A 16,172-nucleotide genomic window follows, 5' to 3' on the forward strand; every position below is an offset into this window, starting at 1 on the left:
GGCCTTAACCAAACCTGCGAATGAAATCATCATGTTATGGCCAATTGTAAACAGCGCCTAAGGTGTATGTATATTTCCCCTTCTTGCACAAGGAGTTTCCATGCAGGCTGAAAATGTTCCTACCGTTCAGGTTTCTTTAACGTCCACCGAGCAGCGAGCGGTATCGCGTTTGTTGCAGCGTTATCTGCCGCCTGCCATCCGGCGGCGATTGCGTATTTTGAATATCGCCAGTTGGGCATTTCATTTGTGCTGCCTGTGGATATTGTTTTCGCGGATGCAGCGCATCCACCTGCAACTGAAAATTTTCGGCGAAGGCATGGGCGATATTTGGTGGGCAATGGGCGCGGTGATTGCCAGCGCTTTGGTTTTTACTGCCGCTTTTGTTTATGAGATAGTCTTGCGCAAACAAGCAGCAGTGCGGTCTTTGGCAACACGGCAATTTTTGTATTCTATTGGCGCGGATGGCTTTTGTAGTGAGGAGGACGGGCGCTCGCGCAATGTGTATTTTTGGCCAGCGGTGGAGCGTGTGGTGCGTGACTCAGGTTTTATTTTGGTCTTTATTGATCAAACCGCAGCATTTCCCATCCCCTTGCGCACTTTTTCTGATGCGGGCGCGGCAGAATCTTTTTTACAGCAGTTGAATGTTTACCGGAGCCACCATGAGGCATCATGATGCTTTGCAGATGGTTTTTTCGGTATCCAGCCGCGAGCAGCGACGCGCCAGTCGGCGGATGTGTCGTTACCGCCCGCGCGATTTGCAGCGGCGTTACTGGCTGGGCGCGCTGGTCGCGCTCGTCCTTTTTGTCGCGCTGTTTTATGGCTTCTTTGCGGATATGCAGCTCATCGCCTCATTCTTGCAGAAAAGCTGTGCTTTTTTGCCGGGCGATACGGTGGATGCGGATGCGTTTGCGGCGCAATGGGATGCCTGGTTAGGCAATCGTGATTCGGTTCTCGCCGCCTTGCAGCATTTGTTTTTTTGGTCGCTGGCGTTGTTGTGGTTGACGATTTTCTATTTGCGTTGGAATTATTCCTTGATGCTGCGGGCATTGTTGGATCCGCCGGACGGGCGGCAATTTGTTTTGTCCGTTTCCGCTGAAGGTTTGTTGATGGAGGAAGCGGGACGCACGCGCCTTTTTTATTTTTGGCCAGCGGTATCGCGCGTGATTCTGGATGCGGAATTTTTACTGTTTTATGTCAATCGTAATGTTGCCTGGTTTATTCCGCTTGACCGTTTTGCCGATTCATCGGCGGCGGAGAATTTTTTCCAGCAGGCTTTGCAATTCAAGGAGCATTCTCAATGAAATCTTTGGTGGTTTTAATTTCCGGTGGCGGCAGCAATTTGAAAGCGCTGCTCGATGCGGTCGCGCGCAGCGAGATTCGCGCCGAAGTGAAGGCGGTCATTGCCGACCGTGATTGCGCGGGCAGACGGCACGCTGAAAATGCGGGCGTGCCGTTTGTGTTGCTTGACCGCAAGGCGGCAGGTTTTGCCGACGCGCTCAATGCGGCGGTGCCGGATTGTGATTTGGTGGTGTTGGCCGGTTTTTTGAGCATTATCCCGCCCGCGCTGGTGGCACGTTTCCCGCAAAAAATGGTGAATTTGCATCCGTCGCTGTTGCCGAAGTTTGGCGGCGCGGGGATGTATGGCCTGCGCGTGCATCAGGCGGTGCTGGATGCGGGCGAGCGCGAGAGCGGTTGCACCGTGCATTTCGTCGATAGCGGCATTGACAGCGGCGCGGTCATTGCCCAGGCGCGGGTGCCAGTATTGGCGGACGACACGGCGGAAGCGTTACAGGCGCGGATTGCGCCGGAGGAGCACCGCTTGCTGGTGGCGACGGTGGCGCGTTTGCTGGATGGCGATTCGCTATAATTGCGGCGCACACACTGCTTTACAGATTTACATACACATTGAGCGCTCAAGTGTATGTAAATGGCATTTGACGTTTGAGACAAAATTGATTTTACAAAGAGGATAACATGCTGAATATTTTGATTATTGGCGCGGGCGGCCGCGAACACGCCCTCGCCTGGAAATTCGCGCAGGACGCGCGCGTCGGCCAGATTTTTGTCGCCCCCGGCAATGCGGGTACGGCGGCGATGCAGCGGGTGCGCAATATCCCGCTCAGCCGCGTGGAAGATTTGCTGGCATTCGCGCAAAAGGAAAATGTCGGCCTCACCTTCGTCGGCGCGGAGGCGCTGCTGGTGGAGGGCATTGTTGATACTTTCCGCGCGGCGGGGCTGGCGATTTTCGGCCCCGACCGTCAGGCGGCGCAGCTCGAAGGCAGCAAGCGTTTCGCCAAGGATTTCATGCAGAAATATGGCGTGAAAACCGCCGCCTACGCCAGTTTCCGCGAGTTTGATGCCGCGCTCGCTTATGTGCAGGATTGCGCCTACCCGACGGTGGTGAAAGCAAGCGGTCTCGCGGCAGGCAAGGGCGTGGTCATTTGCCACAACCGTCTTGAAGCGGAAGCCGCGCTGCGGGCGATGATGGAATCGCGCCGCTTTGGCGAGGCGGGCGCAGAAGTGGTGATTGAGGAATTTCTCGATGGCTATGAATGCTCGCTGCTCTCTTTTTGCGACAGCCGCGCCATCGTGCCGCTGGTCAGCGCGCGCGACCACAAGACCATCGGCGAGGGCAACACCGGCGAGAACACCGGCGGCATGGGCGTCATCGCGCCGCATCCGCGTTTTGGCGAAGCGGAAATGGCCGCCTTTCGCCGCGACATTCTCGAACCGACGCTCAAGGGCATTCAGGCAGAAGGCATGGATTTCGCCGGTGTCATCTTCTTCGGCCTGATGGTGAACGCACGCGGCGTCTATCTGCTTGAATACAATATGCGTTTTGGCGACCCGGAAACGCAGGCGGTGTTACCGCTGATGCAAAGCGAACTGCTCGACGCGGTGCAGGCCGCACTCGACCGCCGCCTCGATGACAGCGCCTTCCGCTGGCAGGACGCGCACGCCTGCTGCGTCGTCGCCGCTTCCGCCGGGTATCCGGGCGAATTTCGCACAGGCTTGCCGATAACCGGGCTTGAGCGCGCGCGCTTTCACGGGCTGGTGTTCATCGCAGGCGCTAAACAGGAATGCGGCGAAATGCAAACCAGCGGCGGGCGTGTCTTGAACTGCGTCGGCGTCGCCCCAACCGCCAGCGAGGCGCGGCAACAGGCCTACGACGCCATCGCGCAAGTGCAGTTCGACGGCATTACTTGGCGCCGCGACATCGGCCAATGAAAAAACAGCACATCGAAGCGCTGCTCGCCGCCAACGCCCGCTGGGCGGAAGACTTCGCGCGCGACAACCCCGGCATCTTCGACGCCCTCGCGGCGCAGCAAAACCCCGCCTACCTCTGGATTGGCTGCTCGGACAGCCGCATCCCGGCGAACCAGGTGATGGGGCTCTTGCCGGGCGAAGTCTTCGTGCACCGCAACGTCGGCAACCTCGTGCACGCGATGGACATCAACTGCCACAGCGTCATCCAGTACGCGGTGGACGAGCTGCAAGTGAGCGACATCATCGTCGGCGGCCACTACGACTGCGGCGCGGTCAAGGCGGCGCTCTCCATGAAAGACCACGGTATGCTCAACCACTGGCTAAGCAGCATCAAGGACATCTACAACGGCAACCGCGCCAACTTCGCCCTTGCCGACGAACAGGGCAAAATTGACCGCCTGTGCGAGCTGAACGTCATCGAGCAGGTGAAAAACGTCTGCAAATCCAACGAAGTACAACGCGCCTGGGCGCGCGGGCAACAGCTCTTTGTCCACGGCCTCATCTACAGCGTGCACGATGGCCGCCTGCGCGACCTGCATTGCTCGGTGGACAGCAACGACGCGCTCGAAGAAATCTACCGTTTCAAGCACTAACCCGGACGCCCCTCCGCAAAAAACAAAGACCACAGCAAACAGCCATGAAAAAAACACTCGCCCTCCTCATCCTCCTCGCCATCGCCCCCGCCCGCGCCGCCGACTTCCAGCCCGCACCGCCGCCCGCCGACGTACAAGAAGCGCTCATCGCCGCGCTGAAAAACGGGCGCAACACCGCCGCGATGGTCGAATACATCGACGCCATTGCCACCGTCCCCTTCTCCAGCGACATCTACGAAATCAGCTTCAAGGGCGGCAATAACGAAATCCTCTACGTCAGCAAAGACGGCGGCTACATCTTCCAGGCGGACATCATCGCCGTGCCGGACGCACTCAACATCACCCGCGAACGGCGCGAAGCCATCGCCGCCGCCAAAGGCCTGGCGACCGAAGAAGCCCCCACCCCACCCGCCGCCAAAAGCGCGGACGACCCGCCCGCCAAACCCGGCAAAAAACCCGGCGATGGCCAATTTGCCGCGCTTGCCAGCGAGCTCGCCCTGAAAGAAGTCAAAGGCGACGGCAAACGCCGCCTCTGGCTTATGACCGCGCCCGACTGCGATATGTGCAAAACCCTCGAAGAACAAATCGCCAACATCACAGACGTCACCCTCTACCGCTACCTCTACACCGCGGACGACAGCACCACCCAGCGCGCCATCGCCATCCGCTGCCACCACAACCCGAACGAAGCCCTGCGCGACTACCTCCTCTACAGCCTCGCCAGCGAGGCCAAGCCGGACGAAACCTGCGCCAGTGCCGCCGCCGACAAACAAAAACGCATCCGTGACGAAATTGGCGAACACGCCGACCGCGCCGAACTGCCGGTACTGTTCTTCCCGGACGGCGAAGAAACCCGCGTGCTGGCTGCCGACAGCGACGAACTCGACCGCTGGATTACCATGCACCAGACCGCCAAAGCGGACGACGATAAAACAGAAAACACCCCGGCAGGCGACAGCAGCGGCGACACCCCGCCCGCGACTGACACCGCCCCCGCCACACCAGAAAACAGCGAAGACAGCGACCCCGCCCCGACCGGCAGCGCGGTGGACATCAGCAACAACAGCGCCGACCGCCCTGCCCCGCTGGATGCCAAGCAAAACCCGCAACCACCCGCCAGCGACAGCACCACCGCCCCGGCAACGGACGACAAGCGCCCGCCCGCGGTACAAGTCGTGCGACCACGGCCCTAAACCGTACCGGCACCAATCACCCGAGGAAACCCCATGACCCCACCCATCCAGGCCGTTGCCTTCGACAAGGACGGCGTCACCTTCGACTCCGAGCGCATCTACGCCGAAGCGCTGTTGCAAACGCTGGCCGAATTGCCGCAACCGCCTGCCGACCCCGCCGCCGTGGTCGCTTCATGCAGCGGCTTGAGCTGTGCCGCGACGGCGGCGCTGTTGCAGGAAAAACTCGGCGCGGCGGTGGATATGGAAGCGTTTTTCCAGCGCTGGTTTGCCCACCGCGACGCCATCATCGCCACGCGCGGCGTGCCGTTCATGCCGGGGGCGGACGCGCTGATTGAGGCGCTGTATGCGGCGGGTTATCCGCTGGCGCTGGTCACGGCGGACGACCTCGATAATCTTCTCGCCGATTTTCAGCGCAGCACCAAGCCGGAGCTGTTGCAGCGTTTTTCGGTGGTGATTACCGCCGAAGATGTCGCCAACACCAAGCCCGACCCCGAACCCTACCAGCGCGCCGCCGCCTATTTGGGCGTCGCGCCGCAGGCGATGCTGGTGCTGGAGGATTCGGATGTGGGCGCGCAGGCGGCGCTGGCCGCCGGTTGTCCGGTTTTCCTGCTGGCGGCCGACCGTCAGCCCGCGCCGCAGATTGCGCAGGCGGTGCGGCGCATCATCCGCGATCACGACGCGGTGCGGGAGGTGCTGTTATGAAGCCTGTAATCAAGGCGGTCGCGCTCGACAAGGACGGCGTGACTTTTGATACGGAGCGCCTGATTTACCGCGCTTTTCGCGAGCTGATTGCGCGCGAGAAGCTGCCCATCGAACCGGAGCTGTTTGCGGAGCTGGTCGGCAAGCCGCCGGAGGTTTATCTCAAGGTGCTGGGCGAGGCGCTGGGGCAGGAGATGGCGCTGGATGATTTCATCGCGCACTGGTTCGCGCTGCGCGACGAGATTTTCTCGGTGGAAGGCGCGCCGTTCATGCCCGGTGCCGACCGCCTGATTGAGTATTTGCACGGCGCGGGCGTGCCGCTGGCACTCGTTACCGGTGATTTCCGCCGCAATGTCGAGCAGGATTTTGCCCGCAGCACCCGCCCGGCGCTGTTCCAATGCTTTGATGTGGTGATTACCCATGATGATGTCGCCCGCCCCAAGCCCGACCCGCAGCCGTATCAAATGGCGGCAGCAGCGCTCGGCGTCGCCCCGGAGAACCTGCTGGTGGTGGAGGATTCGCCGCCCGGCGTGCTGGCGGCGGTGGAGGCGGGCTGCCGTACCCTGATTTTGCCGGGTTACGGTATGATAATGCCCGATTTGGCGGCGCGCGCCTGGCGCACCGTTTCTCACCATGATGAAGTCCGCGAGCTGTTCGATGCCCACCGTGCCTGAAGAATTGCGCCTGGCCAAAGGCGGCGACACCCTCACCGTAACGTTTGCCGGAACGCCTTACCCGCTCAGCGCCGAGTATTTGCGCGTCTGCTCGCCCTCTGCCGAGGTGCGCAACCACGGCGGCGCGTGGACGCTGGTTGCGGGACGGCGCAAGGTGCTGATTCGCCGCGTCGAGCCGGTTGGCAGCTACGCAGTGCGGCTGTACTTCAGCGATGGCCACCACACCGGCATTTACACTTGGGAAACGTTGCACGATTTGGCGGTAAACGCCGACGACTACTGGCAACGCTATCTGCACGCCCTCGCCGCCGGGGGCAAAACACGGGACGAAAAATGAGCGAAAAAGAGCAAACCCACTTCGGCTACGAAACCATTGATTCAGAAGAAAAAGAAGGGCGCGTTGGCGCCGTGTTTGATTCCGTCGCAGGCAAATACGACCTGATGAACGACGTCATGAGCGCGGGCATCCACCGCGCCTGGAAAAACTGGTACGTCTGGCAGACCGGCGTCAAGCCGGGCGAGGCAGTGCTGGATTTGGCGGCGGGTACGGGCGACATCACCCTGCGCCTCGCCAAACGGATGCGCGGCAAGGGCGCGGGCGCGGACATCGAAGGGCGGCTGGTCTCGTCCGACATCAACGCGGCGATGCTGAAAATCGGCGAAGAGCGCCTGACCAACAAAGGCTGGCTGAAAAACCTCGAATTTGTCATTGCCAACGCCGAAGCGCTGCCGTTCGCCGACAACAGCTTTGACCTCATCACCATGGCGTTCGGCTTGCGCAACGTCACCCATCAGGACAAGGCGCTCGCGGAAATGGCGCGCGTGCTGAAGCCGGGCGGGCGGGTGCTGGTACTCGAATTTTCCCGTCCCAAAAACGCCGTCATCAACCGCTTCTACGACTGGTACAGCTTCACCTTCCTGCCGAAAATGGGCGCGCTCATCGCCAAGGACGCCGACAGTTACCAATACCTCGCCGAATCCATCCGTATGCACCCGCCGCAAGAAGAGCTGAAAGCGATGTTCGCCGCCGCCGGACTCGCCGACTGCGAATACCAGAACCTCAGCAACGGCATCGTCGCCATCCACAAAGGAGTCAAACCCCATGCTTGAAACCTTTATCAACGGCCGGGTGCTGGCGCGCCTCATCAACAGCGCCCTGCGCCTTGACCCGGCGGCGCGCGACAAACTGGCGGCATTAAACGGCCGCCGCATCAGCCTTGACCTCGGCTGGGGCGAACGCCCGTGGCTCATCGAAATCCACGACGGCGAGCTCCAATTCTCCGACGACCACGCCACCCTCTGCGACGTGCGTCTTTCCGGCAACCTGAGCGGCTTCCTGCAACTGTTCAAAAAACCGGCAAACAGCAGCACGCCGCCGCGCGGCAAACTCTACATCGAAGGCGACCTGCACGCCGCGCAACAATTCCAGCGGGTCATGGCCGACCTCGCGCCCGACTTTGAAACCGTCTTCCGCGAGCGCTTTGGCGACCGTTTCGGTGCATTCCTCGCCGACGCCGCGCGCCGCCTGCAAGCGCACGGCGAAGCGGGCAAAGCAGCGGTTGAGGCCAAACTGCGCGCCTTCCTCAGCGAAAACGGCTGCGCCACCCGCGCGGACGCTGCCGACTTCGCCCGCCGCGTCCAGGCGCTCACTGCACGCCTTGCTCGCCTCGAAACCCGCCTTGCCACGGAGAACTGATTGCCGATGCTCGCCTCCACCCGGCGCATGTACCACATCGCGCGCGTCCTCATCCGTTACCGCCTGCACGAACACCTGCCGGACGAAGGCGCCTTCCGCTGGCTGCGCCGCCTCGCTCGCCTCCACCCCGCCCATTACCGCCGCGACAACGCCGACGCCAGCCTCGGCAAACGCCTGCGCCTCGCGCTGCAAGACCTCGGCCCCATCTTCGTCAAACTGGGGCAAACCCTCTCCACCCGCCCCGACCTGCTCTCGCCCGACCTGCTCGCCGAACTGAGCCAGTTGCAGGACAAAGTGCCGCCGTTCCCCGGCGCACAAGCGCGCACCATCATCGAAGCGGCGCTGGGCGAACCGATAGACGCCGTCTTTGCCGCCTTTGACGAGAACGCGCTCGCCTCCGCCTCCGTCGCCCAAGTCCACGCCGCGACCCTGTTGAGCGGCGAAGACGTCGTCGTCAAAGTGCTGCGCCCCGGCGTCGAAAAAGCCGTCGCCGCTGACATCGCGCTGATGTACCAACTGACGCGATTGGCGAACTGCACCAGCGACGGCCGCCGCCTACGCCCGGTCGAAGTCGTGCGCGAATTCGAAAACACCCTCGCCAACGAACTCGACCTCATGTTTGAAGCGGCGAACGCCAGCCAACTGCGCGCCAACTTCAAAAACTCGCCGCTGCTCTACGTCCCCGAAGTGCACTGGCGCTACTGCCGCAAAAACGTGATGGTGATGGAGCGCATCCGCGCCACCAACATCGCCGACGAAGCCGCCATCCACGCCGCCGGTACCAACATGAAAGTACTCGCCGAACGCGGCGTCGAAATATTTTTCACCCAAGTCTTCCGCGACAGCTTCTTCCACGCCGACATGCACCCCGGCAACATCTTCGTTTACACCGACCAGCCGGAAACCCCGCGCTACTGCGCCATCGACTTCGGCATCATGGGCTCGCTCACCCCGGAAGACCAGCACTACCTCGCCGAAAACTTCCTCGCCTTCTTCAACCGTGACTACCGCCGCGTCGCCGAACTGCACGTCGAATCCGGCTGGGTCCCGCGCGACACCCGCGTCACCGACTTCGAAGCCGCCATCCGCAAAGTCTCCGAACCCATCTTCGGCAAACCCATCAAAGAAATCTCCTTCGGCGCCTTCCTCGTCAGCCTCTTCCAGACCGCGCGCCGCTTCAATATGCACATCCAGCCGCAGCTCGTCCTCCTACAAAAAACCTTCTTCAACGTCGAAGGCCTCGGCCGCCGCCTCTACCCCGAACTCGACCTGTGGACGACCGCCAAACCGGTGCTGGAAGCGTGGATGAAAACCCAAATCGGGCCGCGCGCCGTACTCAAACAAATGCGCTACCACGCGCACGAATACGCCAAAACCCTGCCGCAACTGCCGCTGCTCGCCACCCGCGTACTACAACAACTCGACCAGCCGCCACCGCGCCCCACGCGACAACGCACCAACCCGCGCCTGCTCGCCGGCACCCTGCTGCTCATCGCCGCCGCCGCGCTGTGGATCGCGGGCGACCCGCACGGCATCGCCCAACACGCGGCGCTCGCCGCGATGGCCGTAGTCGGCATCTGGCAGTGGCTAAAACCCGGCGGAACCTGAACCCTGTAGGGTGGGGCTTGCCCCACCGGACAACCCGCAAAAATTTGGTGGGTCAAGACCCACCCTACGACCGTACATAAACCCGCAAACCCAAACCGGAGACCAAACTCATGCTACGCAGCAGCGACACCCGCGCCCAAAGCGATTCCGAAAAATGGCACAAATACACCGGCACCAACATCCTGCCGATGTGGATCGCCGACACCGAATTTCTCGCCGCGCCGCCCATCCTTGACGCCCTGCGCGACCGCCTCGACCACGGCGTCTTTGGCTACGGCTACCGCCAGCCGCGATTCGTCAACGCCGTCAAAAAACACTGCCACGACCGCTACGGTTGGCACATCGAAGACGACTGGATCCTGCCGCTGACCGGCGTCGTCCCCGGCCTCAACTTCAGCCGCGCCATCAGCCAACTGCACGGCAAAAACCGGGCCGTCCTCGTTGAGCCCGTCTATCCGCACCTGCGCAAACACCCGGCACTGTTGCCCGGCTTCAGCGACAGCGGCTCGCCCTGCAAACTGGAAAACGGCCGCTGGGTGCCGGACTTTGACGCGCTGGAAGCCAACATCAACGACGACACCGGCCTGCTGCTCCTCTGCCACCCGCACAACCCGATTGGCCGCGCCCACACCGACGACGAACTCGCGCGCTACAGCAGCATCGCCGAAAAATACGACCTCATCGTCTGCGCCGACGAAATCCACTGCGACCTTATCCTGAACGGCAGCCGCCACCGCCCGTTTGCCAGCCTCGGCGACGACCAGCGCAGCCGCACCATCACCCTGATGGCGGCGAGCAAAACCTGGAACATCGCCGGACTCTCCTGCGCCTTTGCCATCATCGCCAACCCCGAACTGCGCCGCGACTTCCAGCGCGTCAGCGCGGGCATGACCGGCGACGTAAACGTGCTCGGCATGACCGCGACCATCGCCGCGCTCGAACACGGCGAACCGTGGCGACAAAAAATGCTGAAATACCTGCGCGAAAACGCCGCTCTCACCGAACGCCGCATCAACGCCACCGGCAAACTGCACATGACCCCGGTGGAGGCAACCTACCTCGCCTGGATCGACGCGCGCGATCTTGGCGTCGAAAACCCGCAGAAATTTTTTGAACAACACGGCGTCGGCATGAACGACGGCGCGGACTTTGGCGCGCCCGGCTTCGTCCGCCTCAACTTCGGCTGCCCGCGCGAAATGCTGGAAGAAGCACTGGAGCGCATCGAAATCGCCGTCACCAAGCTAACACACGCCTAATAAAGCCCTCCTACAATGCGCGCCATCGGAAGCAGACACGCCGCCGATACGAACCCAAAATCCAGGAGTTAGCCAAATGACCAAAACCCTACTCGCCCTCGGCCTCACCGCCCTCATCGGCAACACCCCTGCCCTTGCCGGACACGGCCATGACCACGACCACAAAGGCCCGCGCAAGGACATCATCGCGCTGGAGCAAAGCAAAATCAGCGCCGCGCAAGCCATCGCCATCGCCGAAAAAGACACGGGTGCCACCGCCGACAACCTCGAACTCGAACTCAAACGCGGCAACGCCGTCTATGAAATCGACCTGCACGACGACAAACAAGAATACGAAATCCGCGTTGACGCCATCAGCGGCGAAATCACCGCGCGCCAAAGCGAGTACGAAGACAAACTGCCACGTCGGGGTACCATCACCCTCGCCCAGGCGATAGAAACCGCCGAAAAAGAGACCGGCGCCAAGACCGTCGAAGCCGACCTTGAAGGCAAACGCGGCGGCCTCATGTATGAAATCGAGCTGCTCGGCAACGACACCCGCTACGACGTGGACATCAGCGCCGACGACGGCAAAGTGCTGCGCAAAGACGAAAAAAAGCGCCCGCCGCGTATGGGCGGCATGAAAGACGGCCAAACCCCGCCGCCCCCGCCCGCTGACGCCCCGGCAGCCGCAGCGTCCGCCGCCCAATAAACCCGGCGCGGATCACCACCATGACATAAAGCACGGGGTGGCCGGGAAAACCTGGCCACCCCAAAACGTGTTTACATACACCTTGAGCGCCCAAGTGTATGTATAACCGCCCACCGAAAGCCCCATAACCCCTAAAAAACCCCGATGCGCATCCTCCTTGCCGAAGACGACCGCATGATCGGCGAAGCCGTCCATGCCGGGCTGAAAGACGCCGCCTACGCCGTGGACTGGGTCAAAGACGGCGCGATGGTGCTGCGCGCCGCCGAAAGCGAAAACTACGACCTCATCCTGCTCGACCTCGGCCTGCCGAAAAAAGACGGACTGGACGTGCTTGCCGAACTGCGGCAAAACGCCGCCACCCCGGTACTCATCCTCACCGCGCGCGACGACCTCGACAGCCGCCTGCGCGGCCTCGACGGCGGCGCGGACGACTACCTCGTCAAACCCTTTGAATTGGCAGAACTGCTGGCGCGAATGCGTGCCGTGCTGCGCCGCCACAGTCAGCACAGCGCCAACAACGAACTCGACAACGGCATCATCACCCTGAATCCCGCCACCCGCGAAGCACGCCGCCACGACGACGGCGAAACGCGCCAGCTCACCGCGCGCGAATACACCATCCTGCACGCGCTGATGCAGCGTCCTGGCCACATCCTCTCGCGCGCCGAGCTGGAAGACAAAACCTACGGCTGGGGCGAAGAAGTGGAAAGCAACGCCATCGACTACCTCATCCACGCGCTGCGTAAAAAACTGGGTGCGGATAGCATCCGCAACGTACGCGGCGTCGGCTGGTGCGTCGCCCGCAACGGCAGGTAGAGGCGATTAGCGCAGCGACAAGTTATTGCTCGCGCAGCGAGAGACCGCCCGCTCGCAACCCGTCCATTCATGACCGCCCTGCAAAACCTGCTGAAACCGCAGAACAGGACTTGCCGCGCCGACACGAACGGTTGCGGAAACAAATACGCATCACACCGCCGAACCGCCCCCTCCCCCCGTGGGAGAGGGCAGAGTGGGGTTTATCGTGGCACGCACGCAGACCGCTCATTCATGAGCTCCGGGGACAAAAACATCGGGCATGGAAGCCCGACCTACAGCCGCGGCAAGGTTCAGGCGGCGTTGAAGCGCAGTACCCATCAAATCAGCCCTCAACGCACGCATTACCAGACATTGCAAGTGGATGAATTTTGGGCGTTTGTCGGCAAAAAGCGTAACAAAGTCTGGCTGATTTATGCTTATGACCAGGCGGGCGGGGAAATTGTTGCCCATGTGTGGGGCAAACGGGATTTAGCGACGGTTATGCAGCTAAAACAGCGCCTGAAAGCATTGGGCGTTACTTATGACCGAATTGCTACGGACAACTGGGCGGCTTTTCTGAAAGCCTTTCAGGATGATGAGCATCAGGTGGGGAAGAGATATACCGTCGGCATTGAGGGAAATAACTGCCGTTTGCGCCAACGGATGCGCCGCGCAGTGCGTAAAACCTGCTGTTTTTCCAAGAAGATGTTCTATCACGTTAAGGCATTTGCCATCGGTTTTTTCTATATCAATTACGGGCGCGTTTGAGGCAGCATACTTTTTAGGACACCACCAAAATTAATACAGCAAAGCAAAAAACCGCCTTTTCGGCGGTTTTTTCATTTTAACGCTGTCAAACCCCGAACCCACCCTCACTGGCACAGACCAACACATGGTAGTCATCAATACGCAATACACCTTACACCATGACATGTACGGGGCAATCACAGTAATGGGGGACTTCCCCTTAGGCTGCCCTTCGCCATGCGATGATATTTTTCTTGGTTTTGTGTTCGCTTCTTTGCCAGTTACCAAACAGCTTTAATTCAATTTAATTCATTCGACCAATTCGCCTGCTGCACTAAAATATCCAATTGGCGGCAGCTTTGCGCCAATTTGTCCGCTTCTTTACGAAGCTCTGCAATATTTACCGCGGACACATAGCGCAATTCGCTGCGGCTATAGCGGGAATTATCCGGCATTGCCGCTTCGCACAAAGCAATTAGCATCGAACATTCCCGTATCAAGCCATCGCGGCGGGCAAGTGCTTCTAGCATCGGTGTACCATCTGCCAAGACAATTTGCTGATTGCTGCGGTTAATAGCAACGACTAATGTTTCCAGCCGTTCGGCACAGCGGCGATATTCTTTCAGCAATTCCGCGACGGATTCCGCCGGCGTTTCGCCTTCCTGATAAAGGGCATTTTGTTTCATCCGCTCACGAATTTGCACCAATCTGCGCTGCAAATCGGCGCGTTCCATTAAGGCTTCAGCCAATTTCATGAATTTCTCCTGTATTTATTTAGTGATAATTCAGCCGCAATAATTCTGCCCAAATTTCTTCTTTGGCATCTTTCAGGTCTTTGCTTTTTACGGTAATTGCCGCTTCGTCATGATGCGCCACTTTGGGCAAACGCGCCAAAAATTCTTCAATATCCTGCGGTATGAGAAAACGGCCATGCAAATCATAGCCGACATTAAGCAAGCGCCCCGGAACTTTCGCCATGCGGTCATGCAAATGGCCATAGAGGTGATACCAGCCTTTATGGCAGCCGTCCCATTCCTGTATCGGGTAATGAAAAAGAATAAGCGGCTCGCTCATCATTTCCAGATGCAGTTTCAAATAATGCTGCACCGATGCCAATATGGGCTGGCCATCATTTTTGAGCGTCGTCAGGAAATATTTGTTGTTCTTCATAATCACGTTGTCGTGATTGCCGTATATCAAATGATGCTGCCCATTCAAGCGGCGCAATACTTTCACAATGGCGGTAATATCGCGCGCAAAGGAGAGGTCGCCGAGGTTATAGACAATATCTTCCGGTTGTACGGTTTCATTCCAGTAGCGAATCAGCGCCTCATTCATTTCGTCCACATCACCATATTGGCGGAATTGCGGGCAGAATTTGGCAATATTTTGATGCGAGAAATGCAGGTCGGAGGTGAAATAGATGTTGCACATGGTTTTACTCAATCATGTTTTCCAGATAGCGCTGGATAAAGGCGATTTTTTCCTGCTCACCCAGCGTGTTGAAGGTGTCGCGTTGTTCGCGCAGGTAATCCACCAGCGGATAGTATTCTTCATCAACGTGCTTTTTGTCCAGCTTGCGTCCCAAGCTGTTTTCGTTGCTGCGGCCAAAGAATTTGGAAACGAGGTAATACGGTGATTTCAGTTTGCACAGCGTTTCTTTCGTTGCGGCATCAAAGACCATAAAACCTTCGTGTTTGACCGTTTTTAGCAGCGCTTTCAGTTCGCCGAAGGTAATATTTTCCAGCATCGGCGGGCGTTGCAAGCCGTATGCGGCGGCGATGTTATTTACTTCGTCTTCGCGGAATTGGCGGCCAGTCGCCACATCTATCACACCAATCAGCGTTTCGCCGAGTCTTTCCTGAATGATATGCACGTCTTTGGCGTCGGTGATTTCAAAGAGGAAGGTATGGTTTGGATATGCCTTGAATAATGCTTCATATTGGCAGCAATGGCTTTCCACCATTTTGGCGAAATCGCTATCGAGTGAGCCGGTGGTGGAATAAATCACTTGATGGTTAAACGCTGCCGCATGGCTTGGGTGTTCCGGCGGCAATGCCACATAAGTACAGCAACCGAGGAAGCCATTGATTTTGACGACGGCATCGACGCGCTGCGCGTCGTCAAGATGCAGCGGATATTTGCTGTCTTTGGCGATGCGTTCGGAGTAGTTAAATTGTTTTTTGAACGGGCGGACAATGATGCGGTTATGGTTATCTATTACCAGTCCGCGCATTTCCCGTAGCGCTTCGTCAAAGCGGTTATCGTAAAAGACGCTGCGCTTGTATTTCAGCACAGAGAGTTCCGGGTAGCGCTTGGTGATTTTGGCAACGAAATCGCGCCGTCCCAGGCGCAGGTATTTTTCCGTCACCCAGGTGTGTTGGTTTTCGTCGTAATCGAGTTCACGTTGGCTGAATTGTTGCATTTCTTCTATCAGGGCAGCGGTTTCAGCATTCATCGGTTGCATTGCCTTGACGTGGATTTCTTCGCGCAGGCGGTTGTTGTTTAATTTGATATAGGCGGCGAGGACATCCGCTTCTTTCACGCCGTGGTGATTTGGGTAAAAGTTATGCAGACGATAGACTTCGACCAGCAATCCATGTTTGCGCGCCTGCTGCATCAGGTGAATGCAGGCAGAGCCTTTTTGGTTGGTGTTGGAATTGATGATGAGCATCGGCTGCTGCGGGTTTTGTTTTGCCCGTTTGCAAGCATTGAGCATCATTGCCTGTCCTTTACGTTGTGCCTGTTCGATGCCATCCACAGTAAAGCGGTAATTGCCGTTTTCATCGGTCATCAGCAAATCGTTTTCGATGTGGATGATTTCCGCATCCGGGTATTGTTTTTGGAAGGCGTTAATTTGTTCTTGCGCGAAGGTGCTTTTGCCTGAGCCTTGGTGACCGCGCAGGAGGATGAATTTTTTCATGGGTTCTTTTTTAGTATTGGTTAAAACGTA

Annotated in this window: 19 protein-coding genes; 16 read left to right on the forward strand and 3 right to left on the reverse strand. The window is 59.0% G+C overall.

The window, feature by feature from the left end; all coding sequences use genetic code 11:
* Positions 1-100 precede the first annotated feature (100 nt).
* The 16 genes from Q0349_RS09575 (at position 101) to Q0349_RS09650 (ending at position 13,240) form a co-directional block, all read left to right on the forward strand.
* The gene (locus tag Q0349_RS09575) at positions 101-673 is read left to right on the forward strand and encodes a YcxB family protein (RefSeq protein WP_298080664.1); all 573 of its coding nucleotides are present in this window, start codon (positions 101-103) and stop codon (positions 671-673) included.
* A gap of 82 nt (positions 674-755) precedes the next feature.
* Positions 756-1,301 carry a YcxB family protein gene (locus tag Q0349_RS09580; protein WP_298080665.1) on the forward strand — a complete coding sequence of 182 codons (546 nt, stop codon included), beginning with the start codon at positions 756-758 and terminating at the stop codon, positions 1,299-1,301.
* Positions 1,298-1,867: a phosphoribosylglycinamide formyltransferase gene (gene purN / locus Q0349_RS09585; protein WP_298080667.1), complete on the forward strand. Its 570-nt coding sequence runs from the start codon at positions 1,298-1,300 to the stop codon at positions 1,865-1,867. The genes Q0349_RS09580 and purN overlap by 4 nt, the downstream gene beginning before the upstream one ends.
* 107 nt (positions 1,868-1,974) lie before the next feature.
* A complete protein-coding gene (purD, locus tag Q0349_RS09590) occupies positions 1,975-3,228 on the forward strand; it encodes a phosphoribosylamine--glycine ligase (protein WP_298080668.1) in 1,254 nt (417 codons plus the stop codon).
* Positions 3,225-3,860 (forward strand): carbonic anhydrase, encoded by a 636-nt coding sequence (locus Q0349_RS09595; RefSeq protein WP_298080669.1) that lies wholly within the window; start codon positions 3,225-3,227, stop codon positions 3,858-3,860. The genes purD and Q0349_RS09595 overlap by 4 nt, the downstream gene beginning before the upstream one ends.
* A 44-nt stretch (positions 3,861-3,904) precedes the next feature.
* Positions 3,905-5,053, forward strand: a complete 1,149-nt coding sequence (locus tag Q0349_RS09600) for a thioredoxin fold domain-containing protein (RefSeq protein WP_298080670.1) — start codon at positions 3,905-3,907, stop codon at positions 5,051-5,053.
* Positions 5,054-5,086: 33 nt separating this feature from the next.
* The gene (locus tag Q0349_RS09605) at positions 5,087-5,755 is read left to right on the forward strand and encodes an HAD family phosphatase (RefSeq protein ID WP_298080671.1); all 669 of its coding nucleotides are present in this window, start codon (positions 5,087-5,089) and stop codon (positions 5,753-5,755) included.
* Positions 5,752-6,426, forward strand: a complete 675-nt coding sequence (locus Q0349_RS09610; protein ID WP_298080672.1) for an HAD family phosphatase — start codon at positions 5,752-5,754, stop codon at positions 6,424-6,426. The genes Q0349_RS09605 and Q0349_RS09610 overlap by 4 nt, the downstream gene beginning before the upstream one ends.
* The gene (locus Q0349_RS09615; RefSeq protein WP_298080673.1) at positions 6,410-6,763 is read left to right on the forward strand and encodes a gamma-butyrobetaine hydroxylase-like domain-containing protein; all 354 of its coding nucleotides are present in this window, start codon (positions 6,410-6,412) and stop codon (positions 6,761-6,763) included. Before Q0349_RS09610 ends, Q0349_RS09615 begins: the two co-directional genes overlap by 17 nt.
* Complete coding sequence (gene ubiE, locus Q0349_RS09620) at positions 6,760-7,536, forward strand: bifunctional demethylmenaquinone methyltransferase/2-methoxy-6-polyprenyl-1,4-benzoquinol methylase UbiE (protein ID WP_298080675.1); 777 nt, start codon at positions 6,760-6,762, stop codon at positions 7,534-7,536. Before Q0349_RS09615 ends, ubiE begins: the two co-directional genes overlap by 4 nt.
* On the forward strand, positions 7,529-8,122 hold the full coding sequence (locus Q0349_RS09625) for an SCP2 domain-containing protein (RefSeq protein WP_298080676.1): 594 nt from the start codon (positions 7,529-7,531) through the stop codon (positions 8,120-8,122). The genes ubiE and Q0349_RS09625 overlap by 8 nt, the downstream gene beginning before the upstream one ends.
* 6 nt (positions 8,123-8,128) lie before the next feature.
* A complete protein-coding gene (gene ubiB, locus Q0349_RS09630) occupies positions 8,129-9,730 on the forward strand; it encodes a ubiquinone biosynthesis regulatory protein kinase UbiB (protein ID WP_298080686.1) in 1,602 nt (533 codons plus the stop codon).
* A 110-nt stretch (positions 9,731-9,840) separates the two neighbouring features.
* Entirely contained in the window at positions 9,841-10,986 is a 1,146-nt protein-coding gene (locus Q0349_RS09635; protein WP_298080677.1) for a PatB family C-S lyase, read from the forward strand.
* Positions 10,987-11,062: 76 nt separating this feature from the next.
* Positions 11,063-11,677: a PepSY domain-containing protein gene (locus Q0349_RS09640; protein WP_298080678.1), complete on the forward strand. Its 615-nt coding sequence runs from the start codon at positions 11,063-11,065 to the stop codon at positions 11,675-11,677.
* 144 nt (positions 11,678-11,821) lie between these two features.
* On the forward strand, positions 11,822-12,493 hold the full coding sequence (locus Q0349_RS09645) for a response regulator transcription factor (protein ID WP_298080679.1): 672 nt from the start codon (positions 11,822-11,824) through the stop codon (positions 12,491-12,493).
* A 231-nt stretch (positions 12,494-12,724) separates the two neighbouring features.
* Entirely contained in the window at positions 12,725-13,240 is a 516-nt protein-coding gene (locus Q0349_RS09650; RefSeq protein WP_298080680.1) for an IS1 family transposase, read from the forward strand.
* A 278-nt stretch (positions 13,241-13,518) separates the two neighbouring features.
* Here Q0349_RS09650 and Q0349_RS09655 read toward each other — a convergent pair whose 3' ends face one another.
* The 3 genes from Q0349_RS09655 to Q0349_RS09665 form a co-directional block, all read right to left on the reverse strand.
* Positions 13,519-13,974 carry a DIP1984 family protein gene (locus tag Q0349_RS09655; protein ID WP_298080681.1) on the reverse strand — a complete coding sequence of 152 codons (456 nt, stop codon included), beginning with the start codon at positions 13,972-13,974 and terminating at the stop codon, positions 13,519-13,521.
* Between the two features lie 19 nt (positions 13,975-13,993).
* On the reverse strand, positions 13,994-14,653 hold the full coding sequence (locus Q0349_RS09660) for a phosphoesterase (protein ID WP_366916307.1): 660 nt from the start codon (positions 14,651-14,653) through the stop codon (positions 13,994-13,996).
* A gap of 4 nt (positions 14,654-14,657) precedes the next feature.
* Positions 14,658-16,172, reverse strand: a 1,515-nt coding sequence (locus Q0349_RS09665; protein ID WP_298080685.1) for an RNA ligase, incomplete at its 5' end; no start/stop codon positions are given.

This window comes from uncultured Cardiobacterium sp., assembly GCF_938028185.1.
Classification (GTDB): Bacteria; Pseudomonadota; Gammaproteobacteria; order Cardiobacteriales; family Cardiobacteriaceae; genus Cardiobacterium.

What these genes read in the sequence shown, in the direction of transcription:
- Q0349_RS09645 (WP_298080679.1), top strand. Translation starts at nt 11,822, where the DNA reads ATGCGCATCCTCCTTGCCGAAGACGACCGCATGATCGGCGAAGCCGTC.
- Q0349_RS09575 (WP_298080664.1), top strand. Translation starts at nt 101, where the DNA reads ATGCAGGCTGAAAATGTTCCTACCGTTCAGGTTTCTTTAACGTCCACC.
- ubiB (WP_298080686.1), top strand. Translation starts at nt 8,129, where the DNA reads ATGCTCGCCTCCACCCGGCGCATGTACCACATCGCGCGCGTCCTCATC.
- Q0349_RS09600 (WP_298080670.1), top strand. Translation starts at nt 3,905, where the DNA reads ATGAAAAAAACACTCGCCCTCCTCATCCTCCTCGCCATCGCCCCCGCC.
- purN (WP_298080667.1), top strand. Translation starts at nt 1,298, where the DNA reads ATGAAATCTTTGGTGGTTTTAATTTCCGGTGGCGGCAGCAATTTGAAA.
- Q0349_RS09660 (WP_366916307.1), bottom strand. Translation starts at nt 14,653, where the DNA reads ATGTGCAACATCTATTTCACCTCCGACCTGCATTTCTCGCATCAAAAT.
- Q0349_RS09610 (WP_298080672.1), top strand. Translation starts at nt 5,752, where the DNA reads ATGAAGCCTGTAATCAAGGCGGTCGCGCTCGACAAGGACGGCGTGACT.
- Q0349_RS09640 (WP_298080678.1), top strand. Translation starts at nt 11,063, where the DNA reads ATGACCAAAACCCTACTCGCCCTCGGCCTCACCGCCCTCATCGGCAAC.
- Q0349_RS09655 (WP_298080681.1), bottom strand. Translation starts at nt 13,974, where the DNA reads ATGAAATTGGCTGAAGCCTTAATGGAACGCGCCGATTTGCAGCGCAGA.
- ubiE (WP_298080675.1), top strand. Translation starts at nt 6,760, where the DNA reads ATGAGCGAAAAAGAGCAAACCCACTTCGGCTACGAAACCATTGATTCA.
- Q0349_RS09615 (WP_298080673.1), top strand. Translation starts at nt 6,410, where the DNA reads ATGCCCACCGTGCCTGAAGAATTGCGCCTGGCCAAAGGCGGCGACACC.
- Q0349_RS09605 (WP_298080671.1), top strand. Translation starts at nt 5,087, where the DNA reads ATGACCCCACCCATCCAGGCCGTTGCCTTCGACAAGGACGGCGTCACC.
- Q0349_RS09595 (WP_298080669.1), top strand. Translation starts at nt 3,225, where the DNA reads ATGAAAAAACAGCACATCGAAGCGCTGCTCGCCGCCAACGCCCGCTGG.
- Q0349_RS09650 (WP_298080680.1), top strand. Translation starts at nt 12,725, where the DNA reads ATGAGCTCCGGGGACAAAAACATCGGGCATGGAAGCCCGACCTACAGC.
- Q0349_RS09635 (WP_298080677.1), top strand. Translation starts at nt 9,841, where the DNA reads ATGCTACGCAGCAGCGACACCCGCGCCCAAAGCGATTCCGAAAAATGG.
- purD (WP_298080668.1), top strand. Translation starts at nt 1,975, where the DNA reads ATGCTGAATATTTTGATTATTGGCGCGGGCGGCCGCGAACACGCCCTC.
- Q0349_RS09625 (WP_298080676.1), top strand. Translation starts at nt 7,529, where the DNA reads ATGCTTGAAACCTTTATCAACGGCCGGGTGCTGGCGCGCCTCATCAAC.